This is a genomic window from Streptomyces zingiberis (assembly GCF_012034935.1).
Taxonomy (GTDB): domain Bacteria; phylum Actinomycetota; class Actinomycetes; order Streptomycetales; family Streptomycetaceae; genus Streptomyces; species Streptomyces zingiberis.
The window spans coordinates 69,407-84,461 of sequence record NZ_JAATEN010000018.1; the positions used below are offsets into that span (position 1 = coordinate 69,407).

At 76.4% G+C, this 15,055-nt stretch carries 15 protein-coding genes; 8 read left to right on the plus strand and 7 right to left on the minus strand.

Annotation, left to right across the window (positions count from 1 at the left end; all coding sequences use genetic code 11):
* The first annotated feature begins 88 nt into the window (after positions 1-88).
* Complete coding sequence (locus tag HCK00_RS20480) at positions 89-985, plus strand: arginase family protein (RefSeq protein WP_168103479.1); 897 nt, start codon at positions 89-91, stop codon at positions 983-985.
* A 276-nt stretch (positions 986-1,261) separates the two neighbouring features.
* Positions 1,262-2,176, plus strand: a complete 915-nt coding sequence (locus tag HCK00_RS20485; protein ID WP_168103480.1) for an NADP-dependent oxidoreductase — start codon at positions 1,262-1,264, stop codon at positions 2,174-2,176.
* Positions 2,177-2,451: 275 nt separating this feature from the next.
* Here HCK00_RS20485 and HCK00_RS20490 read toward each other — a convergent pair whose 3' ends face one another.
* Positions 2,452-2,808 carry a VOC family protein gene (locus tag HCK00_RS20490; RefSeq protein WP_168103481.1) on the minus strand — a complete coding sequence of 119 codons (357 nt, stop codon included), beginning with the start codon at positions 2,806-2,808 and terminating at the stop codon, positions 2,452-2,454.
* 137 nt (positions 2,809-2,945) lie between these two features.
* Positions 2,946-3,716, minus strand: a complete 771-nt coding sequence (locus tag HCK00_RS20495) for a dioxygenase family protein (protein ID WP_375781988.1) — start codon at positions 3,714-3,716, stop codon at positions 2,946-2,948.
* A 213-nt stretch (positions 3,717-3,929) separates the two neighbouring features.
* Here HCK00_RS20495 and HCK00_RS20500 point away from each other — a divergent pair, with 213 nt between their 5' ends.
* The gene (locus tag HCK00_RS20500) at positions 3,930-4,481 is read left to right on the plus strand and encodes a MarR family winged helix-turn-helix transcriptional regulator (RefSeq protein ID WP_168103483.1); all 552 of its coding nucleotides are present in this window, start codon (positions 3,930-3,932) and stop codon (positions 4,479-4,481) included.
* Between the two features lie 112 nt (positions 4,482-4,593).
* On the opposite strand, the gene HCK00_RS20505 is transcribed toward HCK00_RS20500, so the two are convergent.
* The 4 genes from HCK00_RS20505 to HCK00_RS20520 form a co-directional block, all read right to left on the minus strand.
* The gene (locus HCK00_RS20505) at positions 4,594-5,355 is read right to left on the minus strand and encodes a methyltransferase domain-containing protein (RefSeq protein ID WP_168103484.1); all 762 of its coding nucleotides are present in this window, start codon (positions 5,353-5,355) and stop codon (positions 4,594-4,596) included.
* A gap of 347 nt (positions 5,356-5,702) precedes the next feature.
* Positions 5,703-7,214, minus strand: a complete 1,512-nt coding sequence (locus tag HCK00_RS20510; RefSeq protein WP_168103485.1) for a bifunctional phosphatase PAP2/diacylglycerol kinase family protein — start codon at positions 7,212-7,214, stop codon at positions 5,703-5,705.
* Between the two features lie 554 nt (positions 7,215-7,768).
* Complete coding sequence (locus HCK00_RS20515) at positions 7,769-8,158, minus strand: DUF2795 domain-containing protein (protein ID WP_168103486.1); 390 nt, start codon at positions 8,156-8,158, stop codon at positions 7,769-7,771.
* Positions 8,159-8,298: 140 nt separating this feature from the next.
* On the minus strand, positions 8,299-9,468 hold the full coding sequence (locus HCK00_RS20520; protein WP_168103487.1) for a baeRF2 domain-containing protein: 1,170 nt from the start codon (positions 9,466-9,468) through the stop codon (positions 8,299-8,301).
* Between the two features lie 380 nt (positions 9,469-9,848).
* Between HCK00_RS20520 and HCK00_RS20525 the strand changes: the two genes are divergently transcribed.
* From HCK00_RS20525 to HCK00_RS20545, 5 genes are all read left to right on the plus strand, one after another.
* On the plus strand, positions 9,849-10,100 hold the full coding sequence (locus HCK00_RS20525; protein ID WP_168103488.1) for a DUF6158 family protein: 252 nt from the start codon (positions 9,849-9,851) through the stop codon (positions 10,098-10,100).
* 770 nt (positions 10,101-10,870) lie between these two features.
* On the plus strand, positions 10,871-11,293 hold the full coding sequence (locus tag HCK00_RS20530) for a phage holin family protein (RefSeq protein ID WP_168103489.1): 423 nt from the start codon (positions 10,871-10,873) through the stop codon (positions 11,291-11,293).
* A complete protein-coding gene (locus HCK00_RS20535) occupies positions 11,290-11,544 on the plus strand; it encodes a DUF3618 domain-containing protein (RefSeq protein ID WP_168103490.1) in 255 nt (84 codons plus the stop codon). The genes HCK00_RS20530 and HCK00_RS20535 overlap by 4 nt, the downstream gene beginning before the upstream one ends.
* Positions 11,541-11,804: a DUF4235 domain-containing protein gene (locus HCK00_RS20540; RefSeq protein WP_168103491.1), complete on the plus strand. Its 264-nt coding sequence runs from the start codon at positions 11,541-11,543 to the stop codon at positions 11,802-11,804. The genes HCK00_RS20535 and HCK00_RS20540 overlap by 4 nt, the downstream gene beginning before the upstream one ends.
* Positions 11,805-12,626: 822 nt before the next feature.
* Entirely contained in the window at positions 12,627-13,436 is an 810-nt protein-coding gene (locus tag HCK00_RS20545; RefSeq protein ID WP_168103492.1) for a SigB/SigF/SigG family RNA polymerase sigma factor, read from the plus strand.
* 101 nt (positions 13,437-13,537) lie between these two features.
* Here HCK00_RS20545 and HCK00_RS20550 read toward each other — a convergent pair whose 3' ends face one another.
* Positions 13,538-14,899 carry a PAS domain-containing protein gene (locus HCK00_RS20550; protein ID WP_168103493.1) on the minus strand — a complete coding sequence of 454 codons (1,362 nt, stop codon included), beginning with the start codon at positions 14,897-14,899 and terminating at the stop codon, positions 13,538-13,540.
* Positions 14,900-15,055: the final 156 nt, after the last annotated feature.

Sequence of the window (15,055 nt, forward strand, 5' to 3'; positions counted from 1 at the left end):
CGGAGCGGGCCGGCCGGGGCGGCGGCCGGAGCGCGGCGAAGTCCGGAGTCGCCGGGTCACGGTGCCGGGGCCGTGCCAGAGTAGGGCCATGCGCCGTACCGTGCTGATCGACGCCCCGTCCAACCTCGGCCTGCGCCCGCCGGCCCCCGGCACCGTCCCGGGCTGCTACAAGCTCCCCGGGGCCCTGCGTGACCAGGGTCTGCTCACGCGGATCTCCGCCCAGGAGGGCGGTGTGGTCGTCCCGCCCCGGTACGACCGGGGGGAGTGGCGCGAGGGCGACGGGGCGTTCAACGCCGCCGCCCTCGCCGCGTACACCACGCGCCTGGCCGACCGGGTCGAACGGCACGTCCGGGCCGGGGATCTCCCCGTCGTCCTCGGTGGGGACTGCAGTGTCCAGCTCGGCGCGGCGCTGGGCCTGCGCCGCGCCGGCCGTTACGGGCTCGCCGCGCTCGACGCCAGTGCTGACTTCCGGCACCCGGGCAACTCCGGCCGGATCGGCGCCGCCGCCGGGGAGGCGGTGGCCCTGTGCACCGGACGCGGGCAGCGGGACCTCACCGACCTGGAGGGGCTGCGCCCGTATGTGCGGGACGAGGACGTGCGCCTGGTCGGCCTCCGCGACGGGGACCCGGACCGCGCCGAGCTGAGCGAGCTGAAGATCCCGAGCGTGAGCGTCGGCGAGCTGCGCAGCTGGGGCGTGGACGACGTCACCCACGGGCTGCTCGCCGCGCTGGAGACCCACGCCCTGGACGGCTTCTGGGTGCACCTCGACGCGGACGTGCTCGACCCGTCCGTGATGCCCGCCGTGGACTGCCCCGAGCCGGACGGCCTCTCCGCCGGCGAACTGCGGGAGGTGCTGCGCCCCCTGGTCCGCTCCCCGCGCTGCGCCGGGCTGGACGTCACCATCTACGACCCGGACCTGGACCCCGCCGGGACGGGCGCGGCCCTCCTCGCGGACCTCCTGGAGTCGGCGCTGGCTCCGCACTGAGGCGGGGCGGGCACCCGGGGCATCACCCCGTCCCCCGGCCCCGTCGCCTGCCCCCGTCGCCTGCCCCCGGCCCCGTCCCCGTCCCCTGTCCCCGTCACCCCGTCACCCCGTCGGCCCGGTCGCCGTGCGCCCCGCCGCCGGGGCCGCCTAGGGTGGCCGGACCGTTCGTCCCAGGTCCGCGGCGTCCGCGACCGGGACCGGGCGGCCGCCGAAACCGTGATTCTCGCCCCTTCCGGACCGGGAATCCCGCCCGCCGTCCCGTCGTTGGAGCCCCGTATGAAGGCAGTGACGATCGACTCGTACGGCGAAACGCCGAAGACCACCGAAGTACCCGAGCCGAAGGTCGGCCCGGACTCCGTCCTGATCCGGGTGCGTGCCGCCGGGGTGAACCCCGTGGACTGGAAGATCACCGCGGGCTATCTCGACCCGGTGCTGCACGCCGAGTTCCCGCTGACCCCGGGCTGGGACGTGGCCGGCGTGGTCGAGCGCGTCGGCCCGGCCGTGACGGAGTTCGCCCCCGGTGACGAGGTGATCGCCTACAACCGGCAGGACGTGGCCCGGTTCGGCACCTTCGCCGAGCTGGCCGTGGCGCCCATCCGCGCCGTCGCCCGCAAGCCCGCCTCGCTGAGCTGGGCGCAGGCCGCGGGGCTGCCGCTGGCGGGGCTCACCGCCCTCCAGTCGCTGCGCGCCGCCGGGACGGGCAAGGGCGACACGGTCCTGGTGCACGCCGCGGCCGGCGGCGTCGGATCGTTCGCGGTGCAGATCGCCGTCGCGCTCGGGGCCCGCGTGATCGGCACCGCCAGTGAGCGCAACCACGACTATCTGCGCTCCCTCGGCGCCGAGCCGGTCACCTACGGCGACGGGCTCGCCGGCCGGGTGCGCGAGCTGGCGCCCGAGGGCGTGGACGTGGCGGTCGACTTCGCCGGCGGGGACTCCGTCGCGGTCTCCACCGAGGTGGCCCGGTCCGCGGCGCGGGTGGTGTCGGTGGTGGACGCGGGCGTCAAGGAGGCCGGCGGCCACTACGTCTTCGTCCGCCCCTCCACCGCCGATCTGACGGAGCTGGGCGAGCTGGCCGACGCGGGCAAGCTGACCGTCAACGTGGACCGGGAGCTGCCGCTGGACGAGGTGGCCGAGGCGTTCCGGATCAGCCAGGAGGGTCGCACCCGCGGCAAGATCGTGCTGACGGTCTGAGCCCGGCCCGGCGGACCGGGTGCGGCCGAACCGCGCCCGCACCTGATCCACCGGTTCTGCAGTGGCCCCGGGAACCCACGGGTTCCCGGGGCCACTGCGGTCCGGAGGCGTGGGGCCCCGGCGGCCCGTCCGGCCGCGGTCACCGGCCGTCCGGCCACCCCCACCGGTCACCGGGCGCGCCGGACCGCACCCGGCGTCCCGCCGCACCCGGCGTCCCGCCGCACCCGGCGCCGTGCCCCTGCCGCGCGGAGACCGGGGGGTGCCGGGGCCGTTCCTCAGGCGTGGTGCGGGGCGCCGCCGTCGATGTACTCGAAGATCGACCCGTCGGGGTGGCGGGCCAGCATGTTGCGGCCGGGGGTGGGCATGGGCCCCGCGATGATCTGCGCGCCGACCGCGACCAGGGTGCGGACCGCCTCGTCCACGTCCTTCACCGCGATGGTCGCGGAGACTTTCCGCAGCAGCTCCATCTCCGCCTCCTCCCCGCTCATCAGCAGGAACGAGCCCACCGCCGCGACGGAGACGCCCCCTCTGCGGAAACGCATCGCCCGATCGCCGGTCAGCCGTTCGTAGACGGGGACGGCGGCGTCGAGATCGTCCACACAGACACGGAGTGAAGTTCCGAGGATTTCCATGGCCGTTGAGCCTAGTGCCGTGCCGGGTGGCGGCGGTCGCCCGGGACCGGTGAAGCGCCCGCCGGTCCGGCGGCCGCGGGCCCGTCACCGCCCGCCGGGCCGCCACAATCCGCCGGGACCTGCCACGGGACGCCGGTTCACCCGCCGAACTGCACGGACCGCTTGGCCAGCCCCATCCAGAAGCCGTCGATGACGCTGCGCCCGCTGTCCAGGTCACCGGCGGCGTCCGCCGCGCCGAGCGTCACGAACAGCGGGGCGAAGTGCTCGGTACGGGGGTGGGCGAGCTCGCCGGCGGGGGAGGCGTGGCGGAAGTCCAGCAGCGCGTCGACGTCCCCGGCGGCCAGCGCGCGGTTCCCCCAGTCGTCGAACTCCGACGACCAGCCGGGCACGCCGGGGCCGGTGTGGCGGAGCGCCGCGAGGTTGTGGGTGAAGAATCCGCTGCCCACGATCAGCACGCCCTCGTCACGCAGCGGGGCGAGCCGGCGGCCGATCTGGAGGAGGCGCCGCGGGTCGAGGGTGGGCAGGGAGATCTGAAGGACGGGGATGTCGGCCCCGGGGTACATCTCGGCCAGCGGGACGTAGGCGCCGTGGTCGAGGCCGCGGTCGGGGAAGTCCTGCACCGGCGTGCCCGCGCCGCGCAGGGTCCTGCGGACGCGCTCGGCCAGTTCCGGCGCCCCGGGCGCCGCGTAGCGGACGCGGTAGTAGTGCTCGGGGAAGCCCCAGAAGTCGTACACGAGGGGGACGGTCGTGGTGGCGCCGAGGGCGAGCGGGGCCTCCTCCCAGTGCGCGGAGACCATGAGGATCGCCCGGGGCCGGGGCAGCGCCGCGGACCAGCCGGCCAGTTCCCCGGGCCAGAGGGGATCGTCGGCGAGCGGCGGGGCGCCGTGGCTGAGGTAGAGGGCGGGCATGCGCTCGCCGGACGGCGCGACGGACGACGCGGTGACGGACATGGCGGCGGCTCCGGAGAGGGGACGGCGGCGGGCACGGCTGCGACAGGGGCGAGCGTGGTCCGGGCCGCCTGGCGGGACGGGCGTGGAGAGGTTGCTTGAGGTTTCAAGCATCCTCCCGGCCCACCGTACGGGAGCTTCGTTTAACTTTCAAGCTTTTGTTAGGCTGAGGTCATGACCACGTCTCAAGGCCCCCCGGACCCCGCAGGCTCGCCGGACCACCCGCAGCCCGCGGGCGCCGGGCCCCGCTGGCTGGACGACGGCGAACAGCGGACCTGGCAGGCGTATCTGCACGCGACCGCCCTGCTGGAGGACCACTTCGACCGCCAGTTGCAGCGCGACGCCGAGATGCCGCACCTCTACTACGGGCTGCTCGTCCAGCTCTCCCGCGCCCCCGGGCGGCGGATGCGGATGACCGACCTGGCGTGCCAGTCCAAGATCACCCGGTCCCGGCTGTCGCACGCCGTGTCCCGGCTGGAGCGGAACGGCTGGGTGCGCCGGGAGAGCTGCCCGTCCGACCGGCGGGGACAGTTCGCCGTCCTCACCGACCGGGGCGCCGCCGTCCAGGCGGCCGCGGCACCCGGCCACGTCGCCACCGTGCGCGCGGCCCTCTTCGACCGGCTCACCACGGAGCAGGTCGCGCAGCTCGGGGAGATCTGCCGGACGGTGGCCGAAGGGCTCCAGCCCGCGGACCGGCCCGGGGCGGACCTGCCCTGGCTCCGCTGAGGACCGCCCACCGCAAGGCCGTACGTCCCGGGGCCGGGCTTCCGGGGTCCGGAGGGAGGCCCGGCGGCGGCGCACCGGGCGCCGCGTCTCCGGCCCGGCCCCCGGGCGCGCCCTAACGGCAGAGGATCTCCCCGTGCGGCACGGTGAACCACCCGTCCGGGCTGCTGCCCCAGGTCCGCCAGGCGTCCGCGATGCGGCGCAGCTCCTCCCGGGTGGCGTGGCCGCCGTCCACGGCGCGGTCCGCGTAGGACGAGGCGACCGTGCGTTCCGCCCACAGCCCGCTCCACCAGGCGCGCTCCTCCGGTGTCGCGTAGCACCACACCGACGCGGACGGGGTGATCTCCGTAAACCCTGCCTCCCGGGCCCAGGAGAGCAGCCGCCGGCCGGCGTCGGGCTCGCCGCCGCCTGAGCGGGCGACCCGCCGGTAGAGGTCCGACCAGTCGTCGAGCCCGGGCACCCGCGGGTACCAGATCATGCCCGCGTAGTCGGAGTCGCGGGCGGCGGCCACCCCGCCCGGCCGGAGCACCCGCCGCATCTCGCGCAGCGCGCCGACCGGGTCGGCCACGTGCTGGAGCAGCTGGTGGGCGTGGACCACGTCGAAGACCGCGTCGGGGAAGCCGAGCGCGGAGACGTCGGTGACGGTGAAGTCGACGTTCTCCAGGCCGCGACCGGCGGCGGTCGCGCGGGCCCGCCGCAGGATCTCCGGGGCGGTGTCGGCCCCCGTCACCCGGCCCGGGGCGACGCGGGCGGCGAGGTCGGCGGTGACGGTGCCGGGCCCGCATCCCACGTCCAGCAGGCGCCGACCGGGGCGGAGTTCGGGGAGCAGATACGCCGCGGAGTTGGCCGCGGTGCGCCAGGTGTGGGAGCGGAGCACGGAGGCGTGGTGCCCGTGCGTGTAGACGGCGGTCCGCCGGTGTTCCCCGCCGGGGGCGCCCGCCCGGTCGCGGGCGCGTGCGGGCCGGGCGGACGGGGCCCGGGAGGAGCCGCCGGGCCGTCCGTCCGGGGGTGGGTTCCCGGTTTCCGCGGGCCCGTGCCCCTCTCGTGGGGCGCTGCTGTGGTCCGGCACGGCGGGCCTCCCGTGGCAAGGGGTCGGCGGGTGGCCGCAGTCTAGGCGCTTCTCTCACATGGTGAGCAAGAGCGTTCCGGGATGCGGACGGCCGGGTGTGCGCGCCACCACCGGGCGGGGGGAGTGCCGCGGCCCTGGTGGCCGCGCCACCGCCCTCAGTCGGGAATGGTCCGGTACACCGTCAGCGCCTCCTCCGCCTTGTCGATGACGAAGGACGGCGGAGCCGGCGCGACCTCCCCGTCATAGGCCATGTGGGTGCCCTCGGGGAGCCCGGAGATCCGCAGCCACCGGGGCCGGGTCGCGGCGTAGACGGGGGAGCGGCGCAGCGCGCCGGTCAGCGCGGCGGTGAGCAGGCGCACGCGGGCGAAGCGGCCGCCGTGCGCGACGCGCAGGTCCAGCAGGCCGTCCGCGAGGTCGTAGCGGCGCACGGGCGCGAGGCCCACGCTGCGGTAGGCGCCGTTCCCCGCGAAGAGCAGCCACATCGACCGCTCCTCCCCGTTGACCACGGCCCGCAGCGGCCGTGAGGTGCGCAGCACGTGCGCCACGCCGAGCAGCGTCGCCGCCGGTCCGCCGATCCGCGGCGACCAGTGCTCGCGCAGCCGCACCAGTTCCGGGTACGAGCCCAGGCTGAAGGTGTTGACGAAGTAGGACGGCTCCCGGGACACCCCGGGCTCGCCGGTGGGCGTCAGCCGCCCCACGTCCACCCGGACGGCGCTGCCGGACTCCACCGCCGCGCAGACCTCCGCCACGGTCTCCACCCCGAGGTCCTGCGCGAAGTGGTTGAAGGTGCCACCGGGCAGTACGGCGAGCGGCACGCCGTACCGGAGGGCGGTGGCCGCGGCGGCGCTCACCGTGCCGTCACCGCCGATGACGCCCAGCGCGCCGCCCCGTTCGGCGGCGTCGCGGGCGGCGGTGTCCAGCGTGGCCGTCAGCGGGGGCCCCGCCATGTCGTGCAGCACGACCTCGGCCTTGGGCAGCCCGGCCCGCAGCTGCCGTACCGGATCACCCGGCTGAGGGATCGCCCCGGAGCCGGGGTTGACGACGACGACCAGGCCCTCGCCCTCGGGGAGCGCGGGCGCGTCCCCCCGCGGCCGCGCGGGCGGCGGGAGCTGGTGGCGGGACGGGACGAGGCCCCGCACCGCGTAGGCGGCGCCGGCGCCCAGGGCCGCGCCCACCACCACGTCGCTCGGGTAGTGCACCCCCGTGTAGACACGGGAGAAGGCGACGGCCCCCGCGAGCGGCGCCAGCAGGGTGCCCAGCGCCCGCGACTCCAGGGCGACGCCGACCGCGAAGGCCGCGGCGGAGGCGGAGTGCCCGGAGGGGAAGGAGGTCGTCGTCGGCTGCCGGCGCGCCCGCCTGATGTGCGGGACGGCGTCGATGAGGGGCCGGGTGCGGCGCACCGACCGCTTGCCCAGGGTGTTGACGGTGGCCGAGGCGAGCGCCAGCGAGGCCACGCCGCGGGCGGCGGCACGGCGTCCCCGCGCGCCGCCGAGCGCCCACAGCACGCCCGCCGTGCCGAACCACAGCAGCCCGTGGTTGGCGCTGTGGGTGAGCCGGGGCAGCAGCCGGTCGCCGGCCGGCCAGTGGTGGGCGGCCACGCGCGCGAAGACGGCCCGGTCACCTTCGCTGAGCCATCGGTGCAGGGGGCCAGGTGTCTGCTCGGTCATGGCTGACACCTACCCCCGGCCGGTCCGGGCATGAGCCGGGACAGGGCCGGCCGGGGGACCGGAACGGGATTCCGGCGTGCGGTGATCCCGCGCGCCCCGGGGGCGTGCGCCGGGGCCGGTTCCGTTCCGCGATGGTGACCCACCGTCCTCCGCCCTCTGCCCGTCGGCGGCGAGGGACGGGGGACGGGAGACGGAAGGGGGCGGGAATCAGGGCACCTCCCGCCCGGCCCCGGGCCGCCCTGTCGCGGGACCGGGCGGGCAGCCGCGTGACCGCTCCGGCCGGGGCGCCGCGGCGAGGAGAGCCGTACGGAGGTGCCGGGCGCCGCGCCAGGACACCGAGGTCACCCCGGCCATCCGGTCATCCGGTGCGGGGCGGCCGGATGACCGGATGGCGAGACGGCGGCCGGGCGCCGTCCGGAGCCCGCTCCCGCGCCCGTCGCGGGGACGGGAGCGGGAGCGGGCGCGGCTTCGGCGCGCGGGTCCGTCCCGGCCTCCCGTCCCGGCCTCCCGGCCCGGCCGGGAGGCCGGTCCGCGGGGGCCGCGCGGTCCTGGCCTCAGGAGCGCGGCCGGCGGCCCAGGGCCGCCATGACGTCCTGCACGTTGCGGTACTCCTGGCCGTCGGGGAGACCGCCGACCAGATCGACCAGATGGTCCGGCGCGTGCCGTTCGCGGAGGGTCTCCAGCAGGTGGTCGCGCCGCCCGGGGAAGGGGGTCCGCCCGACGTAGCGGGCGAGCTCGGAGCGGAGCGCCTCGGCCTCGGCCTCGTCGCCGACGTCCGCGGACGGGACCGGCCCCACCCCGGTCGCGGGGTCGTCGTCGGCGGGAGGCTCGACGTCGTGCCACTCCTCGGCGCGGGTGGGGTGGTTGCCGCGGAGCATGCCCTGGAGTTCCTGTTTCATCTCGTCGTCCTGGTGGACGTTCAGATGGTCGCTGCCTCGCTGCATGGGGGTTCGTCCTCCCGTGGTGTGGGTGGCCTGTGTGCCGTGTGTCCGGGGGCCGTGGGTCCCGCCTCGGCGCCGGCCGGCCCGGTGGGCCGCCGGAAACCGGGGGCCCGGGGTCGGCGCCGGGGCGGGTCATCCGGTGGTCACAGGGATTCCTCCAGTCGTTCGCCGGGCGCGCCCGGCCAGCGGAGCAGTGCCCCGAGCCCGCCCGCCGGCAGGTCGTCGCCCACGTCCTCCGGCCGGCGCAGGAGCAGGGCCTCGGCGCCGGTGGCGGCCGCCGCGCGGAGCAGGGCGTCGTCGGCCCGCACGGCGACCGGCTCGGTGTCGCCGAGGTACGGGATGTCGGTGTGGCGGACGGCGATCTGGTCCGGCTCACGGCCCACGTACACCTCGCGGTGCACGTCCGGGCCGTCGGGGCGGATGACGAGGGAGTCGATCCGGTGCTCCCGGGCGGCCTCCACGAGCGCGGGCACCCCCTCCGCCGCGTCGTGCGCCACGTCCCCGGGCACCTGGGCGCGGCGGGAGCGGAACCGGTCGGTCAGCTCCGCCGCCCGCCGCCGGGTGTAGTGCTCACGCGCCTCGTCCACGGCCTCGTCGAGCCGCTCCCTGCGGGCCCCCGCGGCCCGGCCGCCGAACTCCGTCTCGACGGCGGCCGACTTCAGCGGCGGGGCGAGCCGGTCGTGCACGGCGCGCCGTTCGCGGACGTCTCCGGCGAGGACCAGGAGCTGGGCGCCGGTCTCCTCCCAGGCCTCGGCCAGCGCGTCCGCGATCACCCCGGCGTTGTGCTCCCAGGTGTCCTCGACCGCGAACTCGAAGTGGCCCACGGACCAGTCGGCCCCGGACTTGGTGCGGTGCATCGGCCACTGCCGGCCCTCCCGGTGCCCGGCGTCCTCGTGGCCGTAGTCGTCGTGGAGTTCGAAGTCCGCGCCCCTGCGGTCGATGGCGGCGACCAGACACCGGGGGTTCTCGCTCCGGTGCTCCAGCAGAGGCAGCAGCCGGGGCACCGGTGACCAGCTCACCGTCGGCAGACCGCTCTGCGGCGGTTCGCCGAGCGGCAGGTCCAGCACCACGTCCCCACCGGTCGCGAAGAGCGCCCGTCCGGGGGCGCCGCTGCGGGGGAGCTCCGCGAGCGCCTCCCGCAGGGTGCGGCAGGTGGCCTCGTCGGCCCCCTGCGCGGCCAGTTCGCCGGCCGCCTCGCGCGCCGCCAGCTCCTGCTCCTTCAGCGCGGACTGGGAGACACGCGAGGTGTCGAAGAAGACCGACGCCCACGGCCCGGGACGCTGTGCGACCGGGGTGAGGAATGCGAGTTCCATGGGTGCTTCCTCCGGACTGTTCTGAAGCGGTGGTCCGTGCCGGGTACCCGACGGGACGGACGTGACACGACAGGATCCCGGCCGGGCCCGGCCGCACCCACCGCCGGGATCCTGCCGCGGACCGGGGAGGGCGGGGCCCGCCGGTCCGGGCCACCGGGGGACGTGCGGGAGGCCCGGGTGGAGCCCCCGTCCGGCACCGGTCCCGCACCGGTCCGGCAGCGGGGTTGAGGAGGCGCTGACGGAGCACACGGCCCCCAGGGAACCCGCGCCCCGTGGCGCTCCCGGAGAGCCGCCAGGCCCGGGAGCCCGGCCGGGCGGTGCGGCGGGTGAGCGGAAGGACGCCCCGGGTGACGCCGGGACGGCAACGAAGGAGGTGCGCCATGGCGGAGACGGAAGCGGAACGGAGCCGGGCCGGGATCGACCCGGCCGGGCTGGACGACCCGCAGCTGCTGAGGGAGCTGGAGTCGCTCCACCGCACCCGGCACGAGACGCTGCTGCACGCCGCGCCGGACGCGCTGGAGGTCCACACCGCGCGGACAGCCGAACTGGAGGCCGAATATCTGCGGCGCCATCCGGAGCGTCAGGTGGCGCCGTCCCGGACCCGGGAGGGCGCCCGGGCCCGGCAGCCCTGACCTCGGGGCACGGCCCGGAGAGCCGCCCCGCGGTTTGGCGGCGGCGGGCCGGGGGACCCGGTGGCACGGCCAGGAGTGGCCGTGAGTGGGGAGCAGGAAGGCTCGGGCCCGGGAATTCAGGGATCCCGGGCCCGAGCCCTGTCCGGCCCCGCGGCCCCACGGCCTCACCTCTTCCCGCCCGTGGTGCCGCCCCGCCGGCCCCGTCGCCGGCCCCCGGCCGCCCGCCGGGGGAACGGGCCCGGGCCGCCGGGAGCACCCCTCCGCCACCCGCCACCCGCCTTCCGGGCCGCGGACCGGCTCCGGGAACGGGGGGGGCACACGCCGTACGTACGGCGGGCAGGGCGGGGAAGGCGGAACCCGCAACGACAGTGAGGACCGGGTACCCCGCACCCGGAGGAGCGCGGGGTACCCGGCGGAGCACCGGAACAGGACAGCGAGAAGGACCGGGAGCGGCACATCCGTGAATCCGCGGTACCGCGACGCCGTGCACGCGTGCAGGCCGAACGTCTGAATACCTGCACGCCTGACGGCGCGAAACCAGCGGTGCCGTAAGGCGCGAAGACACGGCGAACGTCCGGTTTGACCCTGTTGGGAACGGTCACTCGGCCCCCAGGCCCGTGACATACGTCACAGAGCGTGACATCCCCCAGGGAAGGACACGGCCATGGCGGTGTTCGCCATATTCATACCGATGGCCATGCTCGGCCTCCTCCTGGCCCTGAGCCGGTACGAGGAAGTCTTGTTCATGAACGAGAGGGAGGAAGACGCCAGTGACCACGACCGTGAACCGGCGACCGCCCGGCGACGTCGGCGAACCGTCGGTCGGCGACCTCGTCAAGCAGGCCGCCGAGCAACTGTCCGACCTGGTGCGAGGTGAGATGCGGCTGGCCCAGGCCGAGTTGACCCGTAAGGGACGGCAGGCCGGGATCGGCGGCGGGCTGTTCGGCGGAGCCGGCGTGGTCGCCCACGCCGGTTTTCTGACGCTGGTGGCCGCCGGTGTGGCCGCGCTCGCGCTGGTGCTGCCCGTCTGGGCGTCCGCGCTGATCGTGGCCGGGGCGCTGTTCCTCGCCGCCGGGGTGATGGCGGCGCTGGGCCGGAAGCGCACCCGGGAGGCGGCCCCGCTGATGCCCGAGGAGGCGATCAGCGGCGTGAGGACGGATGTCGAGCGGATCAAGGAGAGGGCGCGCCGATGACGAGCACCCCCGACGAGCTGCGGGCCGAGGTGGTCCAGGCGCGGGAGCGGCTCGGTGACACCGTGGCGCAGCTCGCGGCCCGTACCGATGTGAAGGCGCGGGCGAAGGCCCGTGCGGAGGAGACGAAGGAGCGGGTGCGGTCGGCGCCGGTTCCGCCGCCCGTGCTCGTCGTCGCGGGCGCGGCGGCGGTCTTCCTCGTGGCTCTGATGGTTCGCGGCCGGCGCGCCGAGAAGGGGAGGATCTGGGCGTGAGCACGGTCTACAAGATTCTGAGCGCACTCTTCGGCCTGCTGGCCGGGGTGCTCGCCGGTGCCCTGTTCAAGCAGGTCTGGAAGGTCGTCTCGGGCAAGGACGAGGCGCCCGAGCCCACCGATCCGGACTACACCTGGGCGCAGATCCTCCCGCCGGCCATCCTGCGCGGGGCCATCCAGGGCGGCGTTCGCGCGGTGGTCGAACGGGGCGGTGCCCACGGTGTCCGCCGGATCACGGGGGAGTGGCCGACCGACGACTGACCGGCCGCGGGGCGGCCGGGGCGGCCGGCCCCGCTGCCGGTACGGCCGTCACGCCGCACCGGCAGCGGGCGGCGCGGGAGACGCGGACGCGTCTCCGTACCGGATGACATCGCCCATCGGGGACGCCCCGGCCACCGAGGCCGGGGCGTCCCCGATGCGCGGCGCCGGGCGGGGGCGCGAGGAGGGCGGGATGAGCCGGGTGCGTTCCCGCGCCGGGCGGCCCCACCGGCCCGGGAAGGCCCCCGCCGACCGTGCGGCGCGCACGGGTGCCGCACGCCGCCGCGCCACCGTGGCCGGCGGTGCCGGAACCCTCGCGGACCCCGGCCCCGCGGAGCCCCGGCCGCGGAGGGGGACGGAGAACACGCGGCCGGCGGCGCTCCGCCCGCGCCGTCCTTCCGCGGGATTCCGGAACCGGCCGCGGGCGCGCCTCGCCCTCCGCCGGACCGGGGCCCGTGAACGGCCCGTCGCGCCGTCCGGCACCCCGGTTTCCGTCTTTTTCCCGCCCTCCTGACCTGCGCGGATGTCCGGCGCATGGACACAGCGCGGCGGGCTGGGGGCGCTCGGTGATCCTTCCGGTCGCGCGCCCGGCGGACCTGGGTGAGCATGGAGGAGAACCTGTTCCAGCGGGCCCCGCCGCCGCCGGAAAGCACTCCACGGCCCCGTGTTTGCGCCGTGGGGGCCGGGGCAGGCGGACCATCGTGCTTCGGACCGTAGGCACGCCCGTGGGACCAGCTCTGTCTGCGGCCCCGAGCGCGCCTCGGTCCGTACGTCGTGCCTGCTCCCACGGTGATACAAGTCCGACCGTCTGGGAGCGAGACCCTCATGACGACCGTACGCGCTCACACCAAGCGGCCTCGTTCGAGGCACCCGCACGACGACGCACCCGACACCGCCGAGGACTTCCGGAGGCTTTCCCGGATGCCCGACGGCCCCGAGAAGGACGCCCTGCGCCAGCGGATCGTCAGCGCCTGGATACCCATGGCCGAGCGGCTGGCCCGCCAGTTCCGCAACCGTGGCGAGTCCATCGAGGACCTGCAGCAGGTCGCCGCACTCGGCCTGGTCAAGGCCGTGATGCGGTACGACCCCGACCGGGGGAGCGCCTTCGAGAGCTTCGCCGTGCCCACCGTGGTCGGCGAGGTCAAGCGCCACTTCCGGGACCACATGTGGGGCCTCCATGTGCCCCGCCGCGTCCAGGAACTGCGCAACCGCGTCCGCGTGGCCTACCGCGAGTTGTCCACCACCCTCGACGGGCGCGGGCCCAGCATCCGTGAGGTCGCCCGGCACACCGGCATGTCGGAGGACGACGTGCTGCTGGGCATGGAGGCCCTCGACAGCTTCACCCCGCTGTCGCTCGACGCCGAACTCCCCGGCTCCGAGGACGGGTACTCCCTCGTCGACACCCTCGGCTCACCCGAGCCGGGCTTCGACCGGGTCGTGGACCGGGAGGCCATCAAACCCAAGCTGAGCAGTCTGCCCGAGCGGGAGCGGCAGATCCTCTACATGCGGTTCTTCTGCGACATGACGCAGAGCCGGATCGCCGAGCAGCTGGGCATCTCCCAGATGCACGTCTCCCGGCTGATCAGCCGCACCTGCGCCAGCCTCTGCGACCAGGTGATGGCGGACGCCTCCTGACACCGCGGGAGTGGCGGATGCGCAGGACCCGCGCCGGGTCCCGCGCATCCGTCACTCCCGGCCCGCGGGTTCGGGGTTCCCCGTTCCTCCGGGGCCCTCCGTCAGCCCGCCCCGGCATGCTCCGGGGCGGGCGCGGCCGGGCCGCCGGCACCGGTACGGCCCCCGGTGGCGGCCCCGGGCCGCAGGGCCAGGGCGAGATGGCGGGCCATCCGGTGCACGGCGCCGGCCTCGGACAGTTCGAAGGCGCGCCGCCCGCCGGTGCGGAAGAGCGTCAGCACGCCCAGCACCGGCCCGCCGGTCCCGGCAGCCCCCGGGACGGAGGGGTCCGGGCGCGCCGGATCCTGCGCGGTGCCCTGGTGCGGTGCGGTCAGCGGTACGCAGATCAGCGAGGTGACCTGGGCGGAGACCAGCACCGAGGCGCCCGAGGCGTCCCGGCCGAAGGCCTCCGGATCCTCCGGCCGTACCAGCAGGGCCGGGACGCGGTCCCGTACCGCGTCCCGGACCGGCGGGCAGTCCGCCGGGTCCTGGCCCGCCGGGCCCGTACCCGGTTCGGGCCCGGGCATGGGGCCCCGGGCCAGCACGCGCCGCAGCCGGCCGTCCGGCGCGCCGCCCTCCGGCGGGAGGGTGAGATCCGCGATCACCCAGTCCGCGAACCGGCCGTGCAGCAGCTCCGCGGCCCGGTCGAGCACGGCCCCGGGGGTGGCGGGGGAGACGGCGAGGAGCGTGGCGGCCATGTCGTCGACGAGGTCCAGGATCTCGGTGTTCCGGGAGACCTCGGCGAGGTCCGGGCGCGGAACGTTCCAGGGCGCGGCCGGGCGCGGGGTCCGGGCCGGGCGCTCGGCGCGGGCGGCGGCCCGCTGCCGCAGCTCCCGTTCGGCCTCGCGGGCCGGGACGGGGTGGAAGACGGCGAGGACCACGGACCGCTGTTCCTCCGGTGGGCGCAGCTCGGTGAGGGTGGCCCGCAGGATGTCCGCCGGCCCCGGAGCGCCCGGCGCACCGTGCTCGCGGAGGCGGCGTACCAGCAGGCTCCGGCCGCCTTCGCCGCGGGCGACGGCGGCCACCTGGGAGCGGAACGCCGCCCGCGCGTCATGGGTCAGTGCCCCGGTGAGGGCGCGGCCGGTGGCGTAGCCGGCCTGGAGGCCGAAGAGGTTCCCCGCGGCGGTGTTGACCCGGCGCACGGCGGTGGTCCGGTCCAGGAGCACCACCGGCACCGGCAGTCGCTGGAAGAGGTCGCGCAGCAGCCGGGCCTCGGGCTCGTCGCGCCGCCGGCCGTCGCCGTCGCCCGCGGCGGCGAGCTGTTCGTAGCGCGGCCAGAGCACGTCCACCGCGTGCTGGAGTTCGAAGAGGGCGGCGTCGAGCGCGGAGATCCGCTCCTCGGGAGGGAGGGACCGCGCGGACTTGAGCTCCTCGACGCGACCCCGGAAATCGGCCAGTTCCACTCCCAGCTCACCCATTCCGCCCATGAATCCACCGTAACCGAACCGAGATCGGGGCCCCCGGGGGGTCGCCCGGCCGGGCCCGGCCGGGCCCGGCGCGGGTCTCGTTTCCCGGCGTGGGCGCCGGGCAGGAGGGTGGGCAAATCACCCTGGGGTTCACGCCCCTGACGAGCCCCGAGGCGG